The organism is Vibrio penaeicida, from assembly GCF_030689305.1.
Lineage (GTDB): Bacteria > Pseudomonadota > Gammaproteobacteria > Enterobacterales > Vibrionaceae > Vibrio > Vibrio penaeicida_B.
Window position 1 is genome coordinate 174,981 of record NZ_JAUYVM010000010.1, and the last position, 20,154, is coordinate 195,134.

A 20,154-nucleotide genomic window follows, 5' to 3' on the forward strand; every position below is an offset into this window, starting at 1 on the left:
TATTACTTCGTTGAACCCTCTCCCAATAACCCGTTATTGGTTCGTGGCTTCGCCTTGTCTTAAGCAAAAATAGCTCATTAGAATTCATCTATTGGAAATCTACCTGTATTTGAATAGATTAGCTAATCCCTTATCCCGAGTTCAGGTTAAGTCACCCAAACGACCTTTCAACCCTGTCCCGCTGCTGATTGAGAGTAGCGGGCATCTTCATTTTCTAAGCTCAAATTACGCAAATTTTTCCTGTATCTCTGTCACATTTTTCAGTAGAATTCCTCGGTTAAATTATACAGAAATTGAGCAGACATGTTTGAAATCAATCCCATTAAAAACCGCCTACAGGACGTGACAGAGCGCACGAATGTCCTGAGGGGGTACCTTTGACTATGACGCTAAGAAAGAGCGTCTAGAAGAGGTTAACGCAGAACTAGAACAACCTGATGTATGGAATGAACCTGAGCGAGCACAAGCACTAGGTAAAGAGCGAGCTTCTCTTGAAGCGGTCGTTGAAACTATCGACTTGCTTGATCAAGGCGTAGAAGACGTAGATGGTCTTCTAGAGCTAGCGATCGAAGAAGAAGATCAAGAAACGTTCGATGAAATCGACCCTGAACTGGTTGAACTTGAACTGAAACTTGGGAAACTAGAGTTCCGCCGCATGTTTGCGGGCGACCACGACTCTTCCGACTGCTACATCGATTTACAAGCGGGCTCTGGTGGTACAGAAGCACAAGACTGGACCAACATGATGTTACGCATGTATTTGCGCTGGGCTGAATCAAAAGGCTTTAAAGCAGAAGTCATTGAAGTGTCTGAAGGTGATGTTGCGGGCTTGAAATCGGCCACGGTTCGTATTTCTGGTGAATACGCTTACGGCTGGCTTCGCACAGAAACGGGTGTTCATCGTTTGGTTCGAAAATCGCCATTTGACTCAGGTGGTCGTCGCCATACATCCTTTGCGTCTGCGTTTATTTACCCAGAGATTGATGAAAACATCGACATTGATGTGAACCCTTCGGACCTTCGTATCGATGTTTATCGTGCGTCAGGTGCGGGTGGACAGCACGTTAACACCACGGAATCAGCGGTGCGTATTACTCACCTTCCAACCAATACTGTGGTGCAGTGCCAGAACGATCGTTCTCAGCATAAGAACAAAGATCAGGCGATGAAACAGCTTCGCGCGAAGCTATTCGAGCTTGAATTACAAAAGCAAAATGCGGAAAAGCAAGCCAATGAAGACGCGAAATCGGACATCGGCTGGGGAAGCCAAATCCGTTCTTACGTTTTGGATGATTCACGCATTAAAGATTTACGCACCGGCGTCGAGAATCGCAATACGCAAGCGGTTCTAGACGGCGATCTAGACAAATTTATCGAAGCCAGCCTGAAATCAGGTTTGTAAGCTTTCACCGACAATCGACAGGATACATCGAAAATGACTGATGCTGTTCAAAACGAAACCCAACAAGAAGCCCATTCGCAAGAAGAGAACAAGCTGATCGCAGAGCGTCGCGCGAAATTGGATGAAATTCGCAAGAACTGTGATGCGAACGGTCACCCAAACGACTTTCGTCGTGACAGCTTGGCTGGCGACCTTCAGAAGGCGTTCGGTGAAAAGAGCAAAGAAGAACTGGAAGAGCTGAATCATACCGTTTCTATTGCTGGTCGAATCATGGCTAAGCGTGGCCCTTTCCTTGTGATTCAGGAAACATCTGGTCGCATTCAGGCTTACGCAGCAAAACCAGTTCAAAAAGAACTGAAAGAGAAATACCAAGGCTTAGACATCGGTGACATCATCGGTGTAACTGGTGCATTACACAAGTCTGGTAAAGGTGACTTATACGTAAATATGGAAGAGTACGAATTGCTGACCAAAGCATTGCGCCCTCTTCCTGAGAAATTCCATGGTTTGACGGACCAAGAAATGCGTTACCGTCAGCGTTATGTCGATCTCATCGTAAATGAAGATTCTCGCCAAGCGTTTATCGTTCGTTCTAAGTTGGTGTCATCAATCCGTAATTTCATGAGTGGCAAAGGCTACCTAGAAGTTGAAACGCCAATGATGCACGTTATCCCAGGCGGTGCTACGGCTCGTCCGTTCATTACTCACCACAACGCGCTAGACATTGACATGTACTTGCGTGTTGCACCAGAGCTTTACCTAAAGCGTTTGGTTGTTGGAGGGTTTGATCGCGTATTCGAAATCAACCGTAACTTCCGTAACGAAGGTTTGTCGCCTCGTCACAACCCAGAATTCACCATGATGGAATTCTACCAAGCGTACTCTGACTACAAAGATTTAATGGATCTAACGGAAGAGATGCTTAGCACGGTTGCGTTGGATGTTCTTGGTTCAACCTCTATGCCTTATGGTGATGAGACAGTCGAGTTTGGTGGTCAATACGCTCGAATGAGTATGTTTGAAGCTATAAAGCACTACAACCCAGAGCACGCAGACATTCAAGCGCTAACAGAAGAAGACCTTCAAGATCGTGAAAAGATGGTTGAGATTGCAAAATCGGTTCACGTTGAAGTGGAAACGTTCTGGACATGTGGTCAGTTGCTTGAAGAAATCTTTGGTGAAACGGCTGAGCCTCAACTCATCCAGCCTACATTCATTACTGGCTACCCAGCGGACATTTCTCCATTGGCTCGTCGTAGCGATGACAACCCGTTCTTTACAGACCGTTTCGAGTTCTTTATCGGTGGTCGTGAAGTGGCAAATGGCTTCTCAGAATTGAATGATGCAGAAGATCAAGATGCTCGCTTTAAAGCGCAAGTTGACGCAAAAGATGCCGGTGATGATGAAGCAATGTATTACGATGCGGATTACATCACTGCACTTGAGCATGGTTTGCCGCCGACAGCAGGTCAGGGAATTGGTATAGACCGATTGGCGATGCTATTCACAAACACGCATACCATTCGTGATGTAATTTTATTCCCAGCGATGCGACCACAGCAGTAAAAATTTTATGTCTCAAAATTAAAGCCACCTTCGGGTGGCTTTTTTGATCTTAATTTGAGCGCTAAAATTTTATAAATATGTGATTTTGCTCTGCAAAATGAGCGATCTTTTCACTTTATCTTTATGTGTCTCACTATTGACAACGGTTATTGGTTAGTCTGTTCCTGCTTGACTGTTTAACAAATTATACTATGTCTTAACTATGAGACGTTTTATTGTCGCAAGATTAATTCATATGTAAATCGTTTTTAAATCGTCACGCACCTTAAAACCACGATGAAGATCGTAACAACAATATAGATTGATTAAGGAAGTATTAATGGGTACTCAATTCCGAATGGATTCTGTACCGGGTTCACTTGTTGTTGTTGGAGGCACATACGAACCTTGGCTTGCAGTATTAGAGCAGGTAGGTTGGCGTTGCCAGCGATGTGATGACCTTCGTGAAGCACAAACATTGTTCTCAGAGATTGGTCCTTGCATTGGGATTGTTGATTTAAGCCAGGATGAGTTCAGTCTCAACGGTCTGGCAAATTTAGTCAGCAGCCACAAGCAGGTTCGTTGGCTGGCATTTATCAGGGAGTCTCAATTGAGCTCTGATACCATATGTCAGTTCATAGTAAACTTTTGTATTGATTTTTTTACTGCGCCCATACCAGACGCACAACTTCTCAATACAATTGGCCACCAACTTGGAATGCTGAAACTGGAGAAGAAAGTTTGGCCGAGCTATGGTCAAACCAGTGATATGGGTATGATTGGGGAGTCAATGCCTATAAAACGTCTGCGAGATCAGGTTCGAAGAATCGGACCTACCGATGTCAGCATTCTGATTTTTGGGGAATCAGGATCGGGTAAAGAAAAAGTCGCTCAAGCGATACATACCACATCGGCACGTTCTAAAGGTCCATTTTTTAGTGTGAACTGCGGAGCGATATCAGAGCAGAGAATGGAGATGGACATATTCGGCATAGACAGAGGCGACGACTGGGGAGAGTCACCACTGTTAGAACAAGCCGATGGAGGAACCATCTTATTCAACGACATTTTGAACATGCCATTATCTCAGCAACAGCATTTGCTGTTCTATTTACAGGAAGGAAAAGTCGAAACAAAAGAAGGGGCGAAAGAAGTGGATGTCAGAATTTTGGTTGCTAACCATTCTGATATGGAAAAAGCCCTATTAGATGATGACTTCAACGAAGAACTTTATCATCGCCTTAACGTGTTAAGGATTAATGTTCCGAGTTTGAAAGAGCGCTCAGGTGACATTGCTGTACTAGCAAATCACTACTTGAACGTATACTCACGTGAGTACAACGCACAAGCGAGAAGCTTCTCTGATCAAGCATTAAGAGCATTGACTCAGCACCATTGGCCTGGAAATGTTCGAGAGTTAATGAATCAAATAAAACGCGTTGTGTTGATGTCAGATTCAGTCGTTATTGAAGAGTCTCAACTGGATTTACCAAAACGTGCCGATAACCAGAGAAGTTTGCGAAGTATTCGTGAACGTTCAGAACGCGATGCGCTAGTACTTGTATTGGAATCGCATGATGGTCAAGTGACTCCCGCAGCTAAAGAGTTGGGTGTTTCTCGCGCTACCATGTACCGCCTTTTGAATAAGCACAATCTCATATCGGAAACCAGAGCATAATTCTGACATCAATCAGTATGACTGCTTTCCAAAACGCTCACTTATTTTTAAGTGGGCGTTTTTTATTGGCTAGTGAGAACTAGAAAATAGGTGAGTAATAGCAGGTAAAAACAATACTTAAGTGGTGAGCCGTATTCTTATCGTCTGTTAATTAAGGTGTTATATAAACTTTTGTTCTGATATATAACCCATTATTTGCGATATATTCTGCTATTCAAGCTCCGGTTAAGTTGAATACAGATGAATTGGCTTTTTTTATAAACTGCGTGAATATGCGCTTGAAATATATCCTCTTGGGGTTAGAATTTAACCGTGACAGCAAGTCACCATTTATCATTTCAATTTTGGATTAGTTAACAATAGGAGGCACAAAATGCTAAACATTTTTATCGCACAGCATGATTGTGTCGCCAACGATCTAGGTCTTGCCATGGATACCCGTGGTACATCTACACCTAAGCAACGTTAATTAATCCGTGACCATTTGGGCCGCGGAGAAGCGGTCTGACTGGGACAGTCTATAAATATCTATCTTATTTGTTTGACCGCTTTTTCCAGCCTATATATTTATTTTCTGGAGAAAAAGTTATGCGTCACTCTATTTACATCCAACTTGCCACATTTTTAGTAAAAGCAGATATTAACCGTGAAGATCGTGCGTGGAAGCGCAGAGTGAAAAGGGCTCAGCACAACATTCCATGGCACAATTCGCATTTGCTTCAAGATATTGGCCTTGACCCTGAAGGTCGTCAAATTGGTGCAAATGAGCAACCATCAGCCACTGCGGAACGCCGTGTTCGTCATCTTCGACGATTATTACGAACGCGAATTCCAACGTAGCAAAAGGGGCTAAGTACGTCTTCTCTTAGTACTTAGCCCCTAAAATCTAAACGTTACCTGTTAATCAGGGGCAAGGATTGGAGTATTGCACTCCAATTTCTTGCAGAGACGTTAGCAACTCTTCTGACAGATTCACTTCTAAACTGTCGATATTACTCTTCAACTGTTCCATCGTGGTTGCACCAATAATGTTGGATGCAACGAATGGACGCTGATTCACAAATGCCAACGCCATTTGAGCAGGATCTAACCCGTGTTCTTGCGCTAATTTCACGTACGCCTCCGTCGCTTTCACCCCGTTTGGAGTAAAGTAGCGAACGAAACGTTCGTAAAGTGTGCAGCGCGCACCTTCTGGTTTCGCATCATTCAAATACTTCCCACTTAGTGCGCCAAACGCAAGCGGCGAGTACGCGAGTAATTCAACACCTTCATTGTGAGCGATTTCAGAGAGCCCTACCTCGAACGTACGATTCAATAGGTTGTATGGATTTTGGATGGTGACGGCTCTTGGTAAGTCGTGCTTCTCCGCCAACCTTAAATAACTCATCACTCCCCAAGGTGTTTCATTGGACAACCCGATGTAACGAACCTTTCCTTGTTTTACAACATCAGCCAAGGCTTCCAAGGTTTCTAGAATTGGAGTGTCATTTTGGTCATCGGGATAAGGGTAATTCAGCTGTCCAAAACAATTCGTTTTTCGTTGCGGCCAATGGATCTGGTAGAGGTCGACATATTCGGTTTGTAGGCGATTTAGACTCTCGTCGATGGCTAGGTGGATATTACGCCAGTCGAGTGCCATATCTTCACGGATATAAGGGACACCGCTTGGACCTGCAACTTTAGTCGCGAGTACCACTTTTTCTCGCTTACCCGACTTTTTGATCCAATTTCCTATGAATTCTTCTGTTCGACCTTGCGTATCCGAGTTAGGAGGAACGGGGTACATTTCTGCGGTATCGATAAAGTTAATGCCTCTTTCTAAGGCGTAATCAAGTTGAGAAAAAGCCTCTGATTCGGTGTTTTGTTCACCGAATGTCATGGTACCTAAACACAACGGACTGATCTCAAGAGTTGAATGCGGTAACTTCTTTAATTGCATATACATTCCTCATTTTTTCTTCACTATAAACTGATTGTTATGGATGCGGTCAAGTAAAAACTGTTAATGATTTGTTCAACATTAAGTCGATTCTTGTCTATGCTTTAGAGATGACCTGCAAAGAGTGCATGGTTATTTGACGATCCAGGGAAGAGAATTATGCAAAGAGAACAGCTTAATCATTGGTTGCATGCAAAGCATATTGAGCAGGGAAAAGAGCCTAAAATTTATGTAATTAGCTGTGCCAATCTATCCAGCTATTTGCTGGCGGTAGAATATAAGCACAAGCTGGAGCCTATCCGAGGCAAAGAAGAACCATTACATTTTGATTCATTGGAGTTGGTAAAAAGCGCGTTGCACAAAATGGGGGTTCATACGGCGTATTTAAGGCTACACAACGTCTATGACGAATGTGGAGAGAGTGGCATGGCGCTTTACCATGATATTGAGATGTCTATTCACTAGGGCGGCGAATTGAACCGCCTCCAAATACTCAATGGCTCATTGATCAAAAAACTGTTCTAAGATCCTTTGCGTGAATCCTTTCTTTAAATAAAAGCCTCTTGGGAGTGTCATGATTGGCGTGCCATTTGCTCCATAGGCTTCAGTGAGTGCTCGACTGTTGGCTGCTTTGGGACGAAGTTGTAGAGCTTCTCCATGACGAGCTGTAATCTGTTCTACTTGCCCTAGAACGATTTGTTCCATCAGCTCTTCCCAATCTTGCTTTAAGATTTGCGCTTCTTTTTCATTGGGCGACCATAGAACAGGAAAGCCAACTTTACGTTCAGCGACAGGCAATTCTCTTTCGCCTTCAACTGGAACCCAGAGTACCCGCGATAGTTTTTGTCTTATGTGGCTATTTTCCCACGTTAGACCTTGTACACCGATTAAGGGGGCGACAGCGACAAATGTGGTTTCTAGAGGAGTCCCTTTATGGCTGATAGGGATGCTTTTTAGCTCGATCCCAAGATCAACAAAATCCTGCTGTGGCTTGCTGCCTGCACTTGCCCCTAAATGCCACTCAAGTAATTGACCCACCCAACCTTTATCTCTTCTCAGGTTATCAGGCACGGAGATTCCAGCTTCTTCTGCTAGCTCACTTAACGTATAGCCTGCAATGTTAATAGCGCGAGTATGCAGTTCTTGCTCGGATGTCGGTGTGGGTTTCATGGAATACGAATACAGCAATAAAAGGTCACTTTATCATAACTATGGAACGAATGACTGAACATCGAAATGGGATCTGACACTTTTATAAATGTACGCCAAAGATCTTTTCCCAACTTATCCACAGACCTTAGTTTAATACTCAAGTAAATAAAAGAACTGGATCTATAATCAGGATTTTATTGATTGTTTTTCTGCCTGCATTTTAACTTTGAGCTAAAATTTAACCACTTTGTGTGGATAAGGAAACCTGTGGTTGATCTTTAACCGATCTGAAGAGTGGATTAAATTCATTGAAAATTCCAGCTTATAGTCAAAAGTAATAATTATTTATATTATTGTATTTTAAGTGTTTTTGTTATTTTTGGTGATTATTGCCTAAGGTGCCTTTGAAGATCTTAGATCACGTCAATTGCCTTGTAATCGGTTTCTTCACACACTTATTCACAGAAAAGGTGAATAAATGTGGAGTTGGTCTCATTCCTATGTTGATAACTTTTGCTCTGATGAAAACTTATCCAGTGTGGTGCGTGTCTGACAGAAAAAAACGCATTATGCGACATGTAAGTTTGCCCCTATTGGGGATATGTGGAAAAATCACACTTAACAGAGATTTATATTAGAGGTTAGCCAGTGATCGATGGCGATGGTTACCGCTTAAATGTGGGAATTGTAATTTGTAACAACCATGGTCAGGTATTCTGGGCGAAACGATACGGACAGCATTCATGGCAATTCCCTCAAGGAGGAATTGATGAAGGCGAAACACCAGAAGAAGCAATGTTTCGTGAACTGTATGAAGAAGTGGGTTTAACTCAAAAAGACGTTAAAGTCGTCGCGACCAGTCGTCATTGGCTACGCTATAAGCTACCCAAACGATTGGTACGATGGGATTCAAAACCCGTTTGTATCGGACAAAAACAGAAATGGTTCTTGCTACGATTAGACTGTGATGAGTCTAGAATCAATATGCAGCGTGGCAGTACCCCTGAATTTGATGGTTGGAGATGGGTCAGTTATTGGTACCCAGTTAGACAGGTTGTTTCGTTTAAGCGTGACGTTTATCGGCGTGCGATGAAAGAGTTTGCTACGCTTGCAATGCCGTTCAGAGAACGAAAATTAAAAGGTAAGCGAAAGAATCGGAGAGGATAACTAAATGCTCACTCAGTTGAGGGATATCGTAGAACAGGTTTCTAGAGTTGAACACATCCATGAGGCTTTGGATGTTTTGGTTAAAGAAACGTGTCACGCTATGCAAACTGAGTGTTGTACTTTTTATTTTGCTAATGATGAGTTGTCGCGGCTAGAACTTATGGCCACCAAAGGCTTAAAGTTTGAAGGCGACAAAATTCATATTGGTTATCATGAGGGTTTGGTGGGTTTGGTTCGTAGAACCGCCGAACCACTTAACTTAGCGGAAGTGTCTTCCCATCCTAATTTTAAATTCTTTCCTCAACTTGGGGAGGGAATTTATCGTTCCTTTCTAGGCACACCTATTATTCACCGCAAGCAAGTACTTGGTGTACTTGTTATTCAACAAAAATCTCCTCGACTTTTTTCAGAGATGGAAGAGTCATTTCTTGTCACTCTCTCTGCTCAGCTTGCCGTTATTATTGCTCATGCACAGGCACAAGGGCATTGGCTTCTGAATGACGCCAATAGTCAGAAAATGGTGGGAATAGCGGCGTCACCTGGTGTCGCAGTTGGTGATTTTTGGTGGGATGATACACAGCCTAAGCTTTCGGATATCTACCCTGCAAGTACGTTAAATGTAGAGCAAGAACAAGAATGGCTAGCGCTTGCCATAGAAAGTGCAAAGGCGGACTTCAGACGACTTAGAAAGAAGCTAGATAATGATATAAACAAAGATACATTGGCCATTTTTGATTTGTTTACTCACCTTCTTAACGATCCTATGCTGAGGAATGATCTCAAAGAGCAAATTCAAAAAGGAGACCGAGCGGATTGGGCGTTGCGCCAAGTGGTGGAGACGTATTCTAACCGTTTTGCTCAGATGTCGGATGTTTACTTACGTGAGCGTGCTCAGGATATTCGAGAGCTTGGTCAAAGGCTGCTGTATTTTCTCCATTCTAACGAAGTGGGCGAGCTTGAGCTCCACCAACCAGTGATTCTTGTTGTGAATGAACTGACCGCTTCTACGTTAGCAAGCTTGCCTAAAGATAAGCTTTTAGGGGTGATTTCAATCGAAGGGGCGGCAAATTCGCATGCGGCGATTTTGTCTCGTGCTTTAGGTATTCCCGCGATTATGGGCGCAAGTGTTACGCCGCAAAAGCTCACAGGTAAGCCAGGCATTGTAGATGGTTATAGTGGTGAAATCTTTGTCGATCCACCAGCCCAGCTTCTCAACGAATACCGATCGTTACGAGATGAAGAGTTTGAGCTCTCTAAAATGGTTGAAGGAGAACTCGAACAAGAAGCAAAAACAAAAGATGGTTGTCATGTAAATGTATTACTTAATGCGGGTTTGAGCGCAGACACTAACATTGCAGTTAACCTAGGTGTCAACGGTGTTGGTCTATATCGTACCGAGATATCCTTTCTGCTTCAGCATCGTTTTCCTTCAGAAGAAGAGCAGTATCAACAGTATCGACGGGTTTTGGAAACCTACCCAAACAAACAAGTAGTTATGCGAACCCTAGATGTAGGGGGAGATAAACCACTTCCTTATTTGCCGATTGAAGAAGACAATCCATTTTTGGGTTGGCGAGGCATTCGTTTTACACTCGACCACCCTGATATCTTCCTGATACAACTGCGTGCCATGTTGAAAGCCAGTGATGGCTTGAGTAACTTGAGTATTCTTCTTCCTATGTTGTCAGGAAACCAAGAATTAGACGATGCGCTGGCACTCATCCAGCAAGCTTATGATGAGGTATCGCAAACCCATCATAACGTGGTAAAACCACAAATTGGTGTCATGTTGGAAGTCCCTTCCATGCTCTATTTACTGTCATTTATGGCTGATAAAATTGATTTTGTATCGGTTGGTACCAACGACTTGACCCAATATTTGCTGGCAGTGGACAGAAACAATGCCCGAGTATCGGGAGTTTATGAGTCTGTTCACCCTGCCGTGATTCAAGCTCTGGCACAAATCGAGGCAACATGTCGAACGCATAACTTATCTGTTAGCATTTGTGGGGAATTGGCTGGAGATCCTATTGGCGCTTTATTACTTGTTGGGTTAGGGTATCGCTCGCTGAGTATGAATACCGCTAACGTAGCTCGTGTTAAATATCTACTTAGACAATCTAAGGTGACCGATTTACAGATGTTGGCTAAAAGTGCGTTGTCTCAGCCTTACGGAAAAAATATTCATGACCAAGTTATTGAATACTTGGAAGCACAAGACTTAGCTGGTTTCGTTCGCGCCGGTAAAAAATAGAGGTTCACTTGAACATAGAGCTAATCTTTCAGTTCCTGTTGCTGGGGAGTGTTGTCGGCGTCTTAGCGGGATTGTTAGGGATTGGAGGAGGCTTAATTGTTGTGCCTGCGCTGCTTTGGCTTCTTCCCGCAGCGAATATCTCTACCGATCTTATTATGCACATCGCTTTAGCGACTTCTTTAGCAACCATCATACTTACGTCTGGGTCATCAGCTCTTAATCACCTTCGGTTAGGAAACGTAGACATGTTTGTTATTAAATGGTTGATGCCGGGAGTGGTTATCGGGGGGCTCGCAGGTTCGTTTATTGCTGAAGCCATCCCCACTCAGCACCTTATTAAAATTTTTGGGGCTATCGTGTTGGCGCTGGCAATTCAAATGTTGATGTCTTTACGCTCAGCTACCACTTCTCCAATGCCATCTGCTGGAACCACTTTAGGGTGCGGTGGTCTTATTGGCGTTGTATCAAGTTTAGCTGGAATTGGTGGCGGCTCATTGACCGTACCATTTTTAAGCCGGCATGGTGTTGAAATGCGCAAAGCGATAGGTTCTTCGTCGGTTTGCGGATGTGTTATTGCCTTAGCAGGAATGGCGGGATTTGTTGTACATGGATTAGAAGCACAAGGATTGCCTAAATACAGCTTAGGCTATGTTTACTTGCCGGCATTATTTGGTATTGTGGCGACATCTGTATTAACGACTCGTATAGGCGCCAAATGGGCGACTAAGCTTCCGACGGCAGTATTAAAGAAAATATTCGCTGTTTTCCTTCTTTTTATCGCTGGAAAAATGTTATTACCAATTTAGATGCTGTTGAATTTTTTACCGTGATTATCCCCAATCATTACGGATTCAGATGTCAGTTTTATACATCAACAGCCCTTAAAAACAGTAAAGAGAACTAAGTATGAATCAGGGGTTTATTACCTTTCCTCAAATTGATCCTGTAATTTTTTCTATCGGACCACTGGCACTTCGCTGGTACGGTCTGATGTACCTTGTCGGTTTTGTATTTGCGTTATGGTTAGCAAATCGTCGTGCTGATATGCCAAACAGTGGCTGGACGCGTGAGCAAGTTTCAGACCTGTTGTTCGCAGGCTTTCTTGGGGTTGTATTAGGAGGGCGTATTGGCTACGTATTCTTTTATAGCTTTGATGTTTTTCTGGATGACCCTCTGTATTTGTTCAAGATCTGGACTGGAGGGATGTCTTTCCATGGTGGTCTGCTTGGTGTGATCGCAGCCATGGCTTGGTATGCACGTAGAAATGGTAGAGCCGTTTTTGCTGTTACCGATTTTATTGCGCCATTGGTACCTTTTGGGCTTGGAATGGGACGAATCGGTAACTTTATGAATGATGAGCTTTGGGGGCGTGTAACTGATGTGCCTTGGGCTGTACTGTTCCCGAGCGGTGGCTATCTCCCTCGACACCCTTCTCAGTTGTATGAGTTTGTCCTCGAAGGTGTCGTTCTTTTCTTTATCATCAACTGGTTCATTAAGAAGCCTCGCCCTGCTGGTAGTGTTTCAGGGGTATTTTTGCTTGGCTACGGTAGCTTCCGTTTTATTATAGAATACTTCCGTGAACCGGATGCTCATCTTGGTCTTTATGGAGATTGGATCTCCATGGGGCAAATCTTATCACTACCAATGGTGATTGGTGGTATAGCATTGATTGGTTGGGCATTTAGCGCCAACAAGCAACCTGTTAAATCTAAAGTTTAAGGTCTACAGTGAAACAGTATTTAGAGTTATGTCAGCGTATCGTCGATGAGGGTGCGTGGATTGAAAACGAGCGCACGGGAAAGCGATGCCTAACCGTAATCAACGCAGATCTTACTTATGATGTTGGTTCGGGCGCGTTCCCATTAGTGACAACCCGAAAAAGTTTTTGGAAAGCAGCCGTTGCTGAACTACTCGGCTATATTCGTGGCTACGATAATGCGGAAGATTTTCGCAAACTGGGCACCAAAACATGGGACGCGAACGCAAACTTAAACGACGCATGGCTTAACAATCCTTATCGTAAAGGTGATGATGATATGGGGCGTGTGTACGGCGTGCAAGGGCGTGCTTGGGCGAAGCCTGATGGCGGGCACATTGACCAGCTCAGAAAAATTGTTGATGACTTAACAAATGGTGTAGATGACCGAGGCGAAATCTTGAATTTCTACAATCCAGGTGAATTCCACATGGGTTGTTTACGTCCATGCATGTATAGCCATCACTTTTCTTTGCTTGGTGATACGTTGTATTTAAATAGCACACAGCGCTCCTGTGACGTTCCTCTGGGCTTAAATTTCAATATGGTTCAAGTGTACGTTTTCTTAGCATTGATGGCTCAAATAACGGGTAAGAAGCCAGGAAAGGCGTATCACAAGCTTGTCAACGCGCACATATACGAAGATCAGCTAGAGTTGATGCGTGATGTTCAGTTGAAGCGTGAGCCTTTCCCTGCGCCTGAAATCAGAATTAACCCTAAGATACAATCTCTCGAAGATTTGGAAACATGGGTCACCATGGATGATTTTGAAGTGGTGGGTTATCAATGCCACGATGCGATCAAGTATCCATTTTCGGTGTAGTTGTTAAAAGAAACTCAGCGACGCCACTTGCCTTCAAGTGGCGTTTTTTTTGGGATGAATTCTGTAGCGTGTAGTATTTGATTGAACAAGTTAGCCTATTTGATTTGGTTAAACCTATCTGACTTCGGATGTTTCATTACATGCGCGAGCTAGCCCTAGAGATGAACAAGCCTGCCTAAAGAAACAAAAAAGCCCCTGCATTTGATAAGTGCAGGGGCTTTTACGTTCTGTATCAGATTTTATGCGGTAAGCGCTAAGATGGTACCTGGCATAATAATGAATACCGCCAGCAAATAACCTACAACGACAGCCTTGTTCTTCATTGCCATATCCGAAATCAGATCCGCTCCTTTTATTGGTAGCTCTCTTAGGAATGGAATGCCGTAGATAAATGCCGTTGCCATCACGTTAAACACCAAATGAACAAGTGCAATCTGTAGAGCAAACACGGCAAACTCACCTGAAACGGCAGTTGCAGCCAGCAGTGCAGTAATACACGTACCGATATTCGCACCCAGAGTAAACGGGTAAACATCACGCACTTTCAGTACACCTGAACCTACTAGTGGAACCATCAAGCTTGTTGTTGTTGACGAAGACTGTACCAATACAGTAACCACTGAACCTGACGCGATACCGTGAAGAGGTCCACGACCGATCGCATTTTTAAGGATGTCACGAGCTCGACCAACCATCAGGCTCTTCATCAGCTTACCCATAACGGTGATAGCAACAAAGATAGTTGCGATACCCAATATAATTAGCGTGATACCGCCACCCACGTCACCAAACGAAGCAAGAGGCTCTTTGATAGCACTCACTACAGGTTTAGTGATTGGCTTGATAAAGTTGAAACCCTTAATACTCATGTCACCAGTTGCAAGCATAGGTGAAATAAGCCAGTGAGAGATTTTCTCTAGAATGCCGAACATCATTTCCAATGGTAGGAAGATGATAACAGCAAGAAGGTTGAAGAAGTCATGGATAGTGGCACTTGCGAATGCACGTTTAAATTCGTCTTTGCAACGAACGTGACCCAAGCTGACCAACGTATTGGTAACCGTTGTACCAATGTTGGCACCCATGATCATAGGGATGGCTGTCGCTACGGGAAGGCCGCCAGCAACAAGTCCAACAATAATGGAAGTAACAGTACTAGACGACTGAATTAATGCAGTTGCAACAAGACCAATCATTAGGCCAGCAACTGGGTGAGAAGCAAATTCGAAAAGCGTTTTAGCGTGTTCTCCTGAAGCCCACTTAAAACCACTTCCTACCATTGAAACTGCAAGTAATAGTAGGTAAAGCATGAAAGCCAAGTTAGCCCAGCGTAGCCAGCGAGCTGAACCCGAATGTGGCGCTGCTGTTGAAGTAGCTTGGTTTATCATATTTTTCTCCGTGACCGTTCTCAATTAGGTCGGTTAGTGAATCTGAAAGCGATACTAGAGATGAAATATTTCAGTTATATGACATTTAGGTTTAAGAAGGACTTTTTTGCTATTTTTTCTGCGCAAACGATAACTTGAAATGATGATTGCTTTAACTCATTGTATTTATTGATGTAAATTGGGTTGTTTACTGGTGTGTTAGTAGTGGTGTTGGGCGCTTTTGAATGGATATTTGCAATTTGTCACACTTTCTTATTGTCACATTGTCATAAAAGTCTCGGGTATGTTCGGTTTTATTCGAAATATTTACACTAATATATCGAAAATTCCGAAGATATAGTGTCTCTATACGATGCGTTGTATCATATGGTTTCTTCACATTTTGAGTAAGAAAAATCGATGTCGCACTTAAATTACAATCATCTTTATTATTTCTGGATGGTATGCAAACAGGGTTCGGTGACGAAAGCTGCAGATGCACTTTTTTTAACACCGCAGACGGTTACAGGACAAATAAAAGCTCTAGAAGAAAGAATGGATGGCAAGTTAACTAAGCGAAATGGACGCAGTGTTGAGCCAACCGAGCTAGGGCAACTTGTCTTTAAGTATGCAGACCGAATGTTTGGTTTAAGTTATGAGATGTTAGACATCGTAAATTATAGCCAGAGATCCAATATCTTGTTTGATGTAGGCGTTGCTGATGCACTTTCAAAACGTTTAGTCAGTCGAATCTTGATGACAACAGTACCTGCCGACAATAGCATCCATCTACGCTGTTTTGAGTCTACCCACGAATTGCTTCTTGAGCAGCTATCTCAACATAAGCTGGATATGATTTTATCTGATTGTGCAGTCGATTCGAGCCAAAGCCCGGGGTTGTATAGCAAAAAGCTTGGTGAGTGTAGAATGAGCTTTTTCAGCTCAAAACCGCTGGATAATGAGCTGTTTCCTTCAGTACTAGAGAATCGAAAACTGCTATTGCCAGGAAGTCGAACATCTATGGGAAGAAAGGCTATGCAATGGTTTGATCGTCAAGGGGTTCAGCCCAATATTCTCGGTGAGTTTGATGACGTTGCTTTGATGAAAGCATTCGCTCAAGATCATAAAGATGCAATTTTTCTTGCGCCAAGTTTGTATCAATCCGAAGTAGGGGATGACGTATCTCTACATTTAGTTGGAGAGATAAATGAGCTCAAGGAAGAATATTTTGTTATATTTGCAGAAAGGATGATTCAGCATCCAACTGTTAAGAATCTTTGTGATGCTGATTTCATTCAGCTGTTCGATTAACAGAATTTATTGTATTACTTCACATTGTTGTAATAACATTTGTATGAATAAGGACTTCAACTGACATAACACAAATAACAAGTTGAAGATGCAGTAACTTAGTTTTAGCCCATGGAGGCTGCTGAATGAACTTACAGGAAATGGAGCAGAAGTCTGCTCAAGCTGTCGTACTCTTGAAAGCGATGGCGAACGAAAGACGCTTGCAAATATTATGTATGCTACACACTAATGAACTTTCTGTTGGAGAACTTTGTTCTCACCTTGAATTGAGCCAGTCGGCGCTTTCCCAGCATTTAGCTTGGTTGAGAAGAGATGGTTTAGTGCAAACTCGAAAAGAAGCTCAAACCGTCTATTACTCTCTTAGCAGCTCGGAAGTGCAACAAGTGATCAAATTGCTTCATGCACTGTATTGTGAAGACTAATTACTAGAAGATTAATGACTAATGGGAAAGTGGTTGAGCTGATCCCGATTGGCCAACCATGCCTAAGAGATAAAAACTAGGTGCGGAAGAAACGTATTCTGAACAATACGAAGTGAAGATAAGGTGCATTCTGTTTTATCTAGATATAAAAAAACCGGCAAAAGCCGGTTTTTTTGCAAATCTAAACTCGGATTAAAGAGCTTTGATTGCCGCTGCGAAACGAGACTTATGACGAGCAGCTTTATTCTTATGAATAAGACCTTTAGTCGCCATACGATCTAGGATCGGTGTAACTGCAGTGTATGCAGCTGTTGCAGCTTCTTTATCGCCAGCTTCGATAGCTGCGATAGTTTTCTTCATGTAAGTGCGCATCATAGAACGACGGCTAGCGTTGTGCTGACGACGTTTTTCAGCTTGGATAGCGCGCTTCTTAGCAGATTTACTGTTTGCCAAGGGTCTAACTCCCAAAAACTTAGTTCGGTGACAATTTAAGGGCGAGGAATATCCCTCATTTGCGCTTAATTGTCAAATGATTTGTGCAAAAACCAGCCTCATCCAAACAATCTTTGGAATAGAAGGTCATCGCGGTTAAGATGGCGTGGATTCTAACAGCATTTTTATACCATTGCTAATAATTATCTCTGCTGAGCAAATGAAAGCGCTTTAGCAGATTTTTGAGTGTATTTTTTAGGGGATGTTCGTGAGTAAAAAGCTACTCAAGTCTGGCTTGATCGTCAGTATGATGACTTTTATATCCAGAATACTGGGACTTGTAAGGGATGTAGTCGTAGCCAATTTAATGGGTGCAGGTGCCAGTGCAGATGTTTTCTTCTTTGCCAATAAAATCCCTAACTTTTTGCGCCGCCTTTTTGCTGAGGGCGCTTTTTCTCAAGCTTTTGTACCTGTTCTAACGGAATATCACGCCAGTGGCGATCAAGACAAAACCCGAGAATTGATTGCAAAAGCATCGGGTACATTAGGTGTCATTGTGACTGTGGTGACATTAATAGGAGTACTTGGTTCTGGTGTTATCACAGCACTATTCGGTTTTGGGTGGTTTCTTGACTGGCTAAATGGTGGCCCTTCTTCTGAAAAGTTTGTGCTTGCCAGCTTCCTACTGAAAATTACGTTCCCTTATTTGTGGTTTATTACGTTTGTTGCGCTATCAGGCGCCATTCTAAATACGATAGGTAAGTTTGCGGTCTCCTCTTTTACGCCGGTGTTTCTCAATATTATGATCATCGGGTCGGCGCTTTTAATATCACCACAATTAGAACAACCGGAAATTGGCTTAGCTATAGGCGTATTTCTAGGTGGCTTGGTTCAGTTTCTTTTCCAAATCCCTTTCTTAATAAAAGAGGGGATGTTGGTGAAACCTAAATGGGGATGGCACGACCCCGGCGTTGTAAAAATCCGAACCTTAATGATCCCTGCGTTGTTCGGTGTGTCTGTGAGTCAAATTAACCTTTTATTCGACACGTTTATCGCCAGCTTTTTGGCGACAGGTTCGATCAGCTGGCTCTATTACTCTGATCGTTTATTAGAATTTCCGTTAGGTTTGTTTGGAATTGCCATAGCCACTGTCATTCTTCCAGCGCTTTCTCGAAAACATGTAGATTCCCAAAGTGATGGCTTTGCGCACACTATGGATTGGGGAGTCCGAATGGTTTTGTTGCTTGGTGTTCCTGCCATGCTAGGGCTGATTATACTTTCCAAACCGATGCTAATGGTGCTCTTCATGCGGGGAGAGTTCACTCCTCAAGATGTTGAGTTTGCGTCCTTATCCTTAATGGCTTACGCATCGGGCTTACTTAACTTTATGTTGATTAAAGTTCTGGCACCAGGCTATTACTCTCGACAAGATACGAAAACCCCCGTGAAGTACGGAATTATTGCTATGGCCTCTAACATGGTATTCAACGCTATTTTTGCTTGGTTTTATGGATACGTTGGGTTGGCTATTGCCACGGCATTATCTGCCTTTGTGAATATGGCGTTGTTGTACCGCGGACTACATAGACAAAAAGTGTATCGAATCACCAAAGAAACGCTTATTTTTGCACTGAAACTCGTCATTGCTGGAGTGGCGATGGTGGCGGCGGTTTTATGGTTAAACCCGACAATGGATATATGGTTGTCTTGGAGCTTTGGTTCTCGTTGCTTGCAATTGGCTATTTTGATTAGTGCAGGTGCTTTGGTTTACTTGATGTCAGTCTTGGTGATGGGGGTTCGAATTCGCCACCTCAAAGCCGCCTCTTAATGAGTGGATTATTTTCAGAGTGAAACTCGCATCTTATTGCTGTTTGGGTATATAATCCGTCGGTTTCGTGCACAATAAAATGATTGAATAACGGCAAGTAAGCCTAAGCTAGAGATTTCATGGAGTTAATCCGAGGTATACACAATATAAAGCCCCGCCATAAAGGGTGCGTATTGACGATAGGTAATTTTGATGGTGTCCACTTGGGTCACCAACAAGTGCTGAAACAAGTGTCACAGCAAGCTCAAAATATGGGGTTGCCGACCATGGTCATGACGTTTGAACCTCAACCCATGGAGTTTTTTGCGCGGAATAAAGCCCCCGCGCGGTTGACTCGCTTGCGCGATAAAATTGTTCAATTGAATAAGCTCGACATCAGACGGCTACTTTGCGTTAACTTTAATGCAAATTTTTCAAGTATGAGCGCAGAAGGGTTTATCAGAGATCTATTGGTTGCCCAGCTGGATGTGAAGTTTCTCGTTGTTGGCGACGACTTTTGTTTCGGTAAAGGTCGGAAAGGCAACTTTGAGATGTTGAAAAGTGCTGGCGAAGAACTCGGTTTCGAGGTTGTCAGTACCCAGAGCTTTAAAATGGACCAACTGCGTGTTAGCAGTACCGCTATCCGTGAAGCGTTAGCGACCGACGACTTTTCTCATGCAGAGAAAATGCTAGGGCGCCCGTACAGTATAAATGGTCGGGTTTCTCATGGTAGAAAGCTCGGTCGGACCATCGGTTTTCCCACCGCTAATATTCCGTTAAAACGCTGCGTATCGCCTGTTTCAGGCGTGTATGTCGTTGAGGTTAATGGAATAGACGGTTCAGTATACGGTGGCGTGGCTAATATAGGTCAACGTCCAACTGTTGATGGTATTCGTCAACAGCTGGAAGTGCATTTGTTTGATTTCAATTCAAACTTGTACGGTAAACAACTTGAAGTGTCATTACTTCACAAACTAAGAGATGAAATAAAATTTGACTCTCTAGATGCGCTAACAGCGCAAATTGAATTGGATGCTGAGGCAGCAAGGGTGTGGCTGCGTCGGCTTTAAAAGTTAAACGGTTTATTCCACCGTTCAGC

The 20,154-nt window shown here is 43.2% G+C and carries 18 protein-coding genes; 14 read left to right on the forward strand and 4 right to left on the reverse strand.

Annotation, left to right across the window (positions count from 1 at the left end; translation table 11 throughout):
- The first annotated feature begins 303 nt into the window (after window positions 1–303).
- The 4 genes from prfB to Q8W40_RS17115 all read left to right on the forward strand — a co-directional run bounded on the left by prfB (window position 304) and on the right by Q8W40_RS17115 (window position 5,465).
- A protein-coding gene (gene prfB, locus Q8W40_RS17100; protein ID WP_101112350.1) for a peptide chain release factor 2 occupies window positions 304–1,402 on the forward strand; the annotation gives its coding sequence in 2 pieces (ribosomal slippage) (window positions 304–378 and window positions 380–1,402; 1,098 coding nt in all).
- 33 nt (window positions 1,403–1,435) lie between these two features.
- Window positions 1,436–2,968 (forward strand): lysine--tRNA ligase, encoded by a 1,533-nt coding sequence (lysS, locus tag Q8W40_RS17105; RefSeq protein WP_305398920.1) that lies wholly within the window; start codon window positions 1,436–1,438, stop codon window positions 2,966–2,968.
- Between the two features lie 319 nt (window positions 2,969–3,287).
- A complete protein-coding gene (vpsR, locus tag Q8W40_RS17110) occupies window positions 3,288–4,625 on the forward strand; it encodes a cyclic-di-GMP-binding transcriptional regulator VpsR (RefSeq protein ID WP_126606188.1) in 1,338 nt (445 codons plus the stop codon).
- A gap of 588 nt (window positions 4,626–5,213) precedes the next feature.
- Window positions 5,214–5,465 carry a DUF1127 domain-containing protein gene (locus Q8W40_RS17115; protein WP_104402934.1) on the forward strand — a complete coding sequence of 84 codons (252 nt, stop codon included), beginning with the start codon at window positions 5,214–5,216 and terminating at the stop codon, window positions 5,463–5,465.
- 64 nt (window positions 5,466–5,529) lie between these two features.
- Here the strand turns inward: Q8W40_RS17115 and Q8W40_RS17120 are convergent, their stop codons facing one another.
- A complete protein-coding gene (locus tag Q8W40_RS17120) occupies window positions 5,530–6,564 on the reverse strand; it encodes an NADP(H)-dependent aldo-keto reductase (protein ID WP_305398922.1) in 1,035 nt (344 codons plus the stop codon).
- Between the two features lie 159 nt (window positions 6,565–6,723).
- Between Q8W40_RS17120 and Q8W40_RS17125 the strand changes: the two genes are divergently transcribed.
- On the forward strand, window positions 6,724–7,029 hold the full coding sequence (locus Q8W40_RS17125; protein ID WP_101112345.1) for a DUF6482 family protein: 306 nt from the start codon (window positions 6,724–6,726) through the stop codon (window positions 7,027–7,029).
- A gap of 36 nt (window positions 7,030–7,065) precedes the next feature.
- Here the strand turns inward: Q8W40_RS17125 and mutH are convergent, their stop codons facing one another.
- Complete coding sequence (gene mutH, locus Q8W40_RS17130; RefSeq protein ID WP_305398923.1) at window positions 7,066–7,734, reverse strand: DNA mismatch repair endonuclease MutH; 669 nt, start codon at window positions 7,732–7,734, stop codon at window positions 7,066–7,068.
- 630 nt (window positions 7,735–8,364) lie between these two features.
- On the opposite strand from mutH, the gene rppH reads away from it, so the two are divergent.
- The 5 genes from rppH (at window position 8,365) to Q8W40_RS17155 (ending at window position 13,716) form a co-directional block, all read left to right on the forward strand.
- Window positions 8,365–8,883 (forward strand): RNA pyrophosphohydrolase, encoded by a 519-nt coding sequence (rppH, locus tag Q8W40_RS17135; RefSeq protein WP_305398925.1) that lies wholly within the window; start codon window positions 8,365–8,367, stop codon window positions 8,881–8,883.
- 4 nt (window positions 8,884–8,887) lie between these two features.
- Window positions 8,888–11,137 (forward strand): phosphoenolpyruvate--protein phosphotransferase, encoded by a 2,250-nt coding sequence (gene ptsP, locus Q8W40_RS17140; protein WP_305398927.1) that lies wholly within the window; start codon window positions 8,888–8,890, stop codon window positions 11,135–11,137.
- A gap of 8 nt (window positions 11,138–11,145) precedes the next feature.
- Window positions 11,146–11,943, forward strand: coding sequence for a sulfite exporter TauE/SafE family protein (locus Q8W40_RS17145; protein ID WP_126606185.1), 798 nt, complete (start codon window positions 11,146–11,148; stop codon window positions 11,941–11,943).
- Window positions 11,944–12,043: 100 nt separating this feature from the next.
- The gene (gene lgt, locus Q8W40_RS17150) at window positions 12,044–12,856 is read left to right on the forward strand and encodes a prolipoprotein diacylglyceryl transferase (RefSeq protein WP_305398928.1); all 813 of its coding nucleotides are present in this window, start codon (window positions 12,044–12,046) and stop codon (window positions 12,854–12,856) included.
- 8 nt (window positions 12,857–12,864) lie between these two features.
- Entirely contained in the window at window positions 12,865–13,716 is an 852-nt protein-coding gene (locus Q8W40_RS17155; protein ID WP_305398929.1) for a thymidylate synthase, read from the forward strand.
- 239 nt (window positions 13,717–13,955) lie between these two features.
- On the opposite strand, the gene Q8W40_RS17160 is transcribed toward Q8W40_RS17155, so the two are convergent.
- Window positions 13,956–15,101, reverse strand: a complete 1,146-nt coding sequence (locus Q8W40_RS17160) for a Na/Pi symporter (protein ID WP_305398975.1) — start codon at window positions 15,099–15,101, stop codon at window positions 13,956–13,958.
- Between the two features lie 402 nt (window positions 15,102–15,503).
- Between Q8W40_RS17160 and nhaR the strand changes: the two genes are divergently transcribed.
- Together nhaR and Q8W40_RS17170 are read left to right on the forward strand one after the other, a co-directional pair.
- On the forward strand, window positions 15,504–16,394 hold the full coding sequence (nhaR, locus tag Q8W40_RS17165; protein WP_305398930.1) for a transcriptional activator NhaR: 891 nt from the start codon (window positions 15,504–15,506) through the stop codon (window positions 16,392–16,394).
- Window positions 16,395–16,519: 125 nt separating this feature from the next.
- A complete protein-coding gene (locus Q8W40_RS17170; protein WP_305398931.1) occupies window positions 16,520–16,816 on the forward strand; it encodes an ArsR/SmtB family transcription factor in 297 nt (98 codons plus the stop codon).
- A 192-nt stretch (window positions 16,817–17,008) separates the two neighbouring features.
- Here Q8W40_RS17170 and rpsT read toward each other — a convergent pair whose 3' ends face one another.
- Window positions 17,009–17,269 (reverse strand): 30S ribosomal protein S20, encoded by a 261-nt coding sequence (gene rpsT, locus Q8W40_RS17175; RefSeq protein WP_101112336.1) that lies wholly within the window; start codon window positions 17,267–17,269, stop codon window positions 17,009–17,011.
- A 247-nt stretch (window positions 17,270–17,516) separates the two neighbouring features.
- On the opposite strand from rpsT, the gene murJ reads away from it, so the two are divergent.
- Together murJ and ribF are read left to right on the forward strand one after the other, a co-directional pair.
- Window positions 17,517–19,076: a murein biosynthesis integral membrane protein MurJ gene (murJ, locus tag Q8W40_RS17180; protein ID WP_370693400.1), complete on the forward strand. Its 1,560-nt coding sequence runs from the start codon at window positions 17,517–17,519 to the stop codon at window positions 19,074–19,076.
- Window positions 19,077–19,195: 119 nt separating this feature from the next.
- The gene (gene ribF, locus Q8W40_RS17185) at window positions 19,196–20,125 is read left to right on the forward strand and encodes a bifunctional riboflavin kinase/FAD synthetase (protein WP_305398935.1); all 930 of its coding nucleotides are present in this window, start codon (window positions 19,196–19,198) and stop codon (window positions 20,123–20,125) included.
- Window positions 20,126–20,154: the final 29 nt, after the last annotated feature.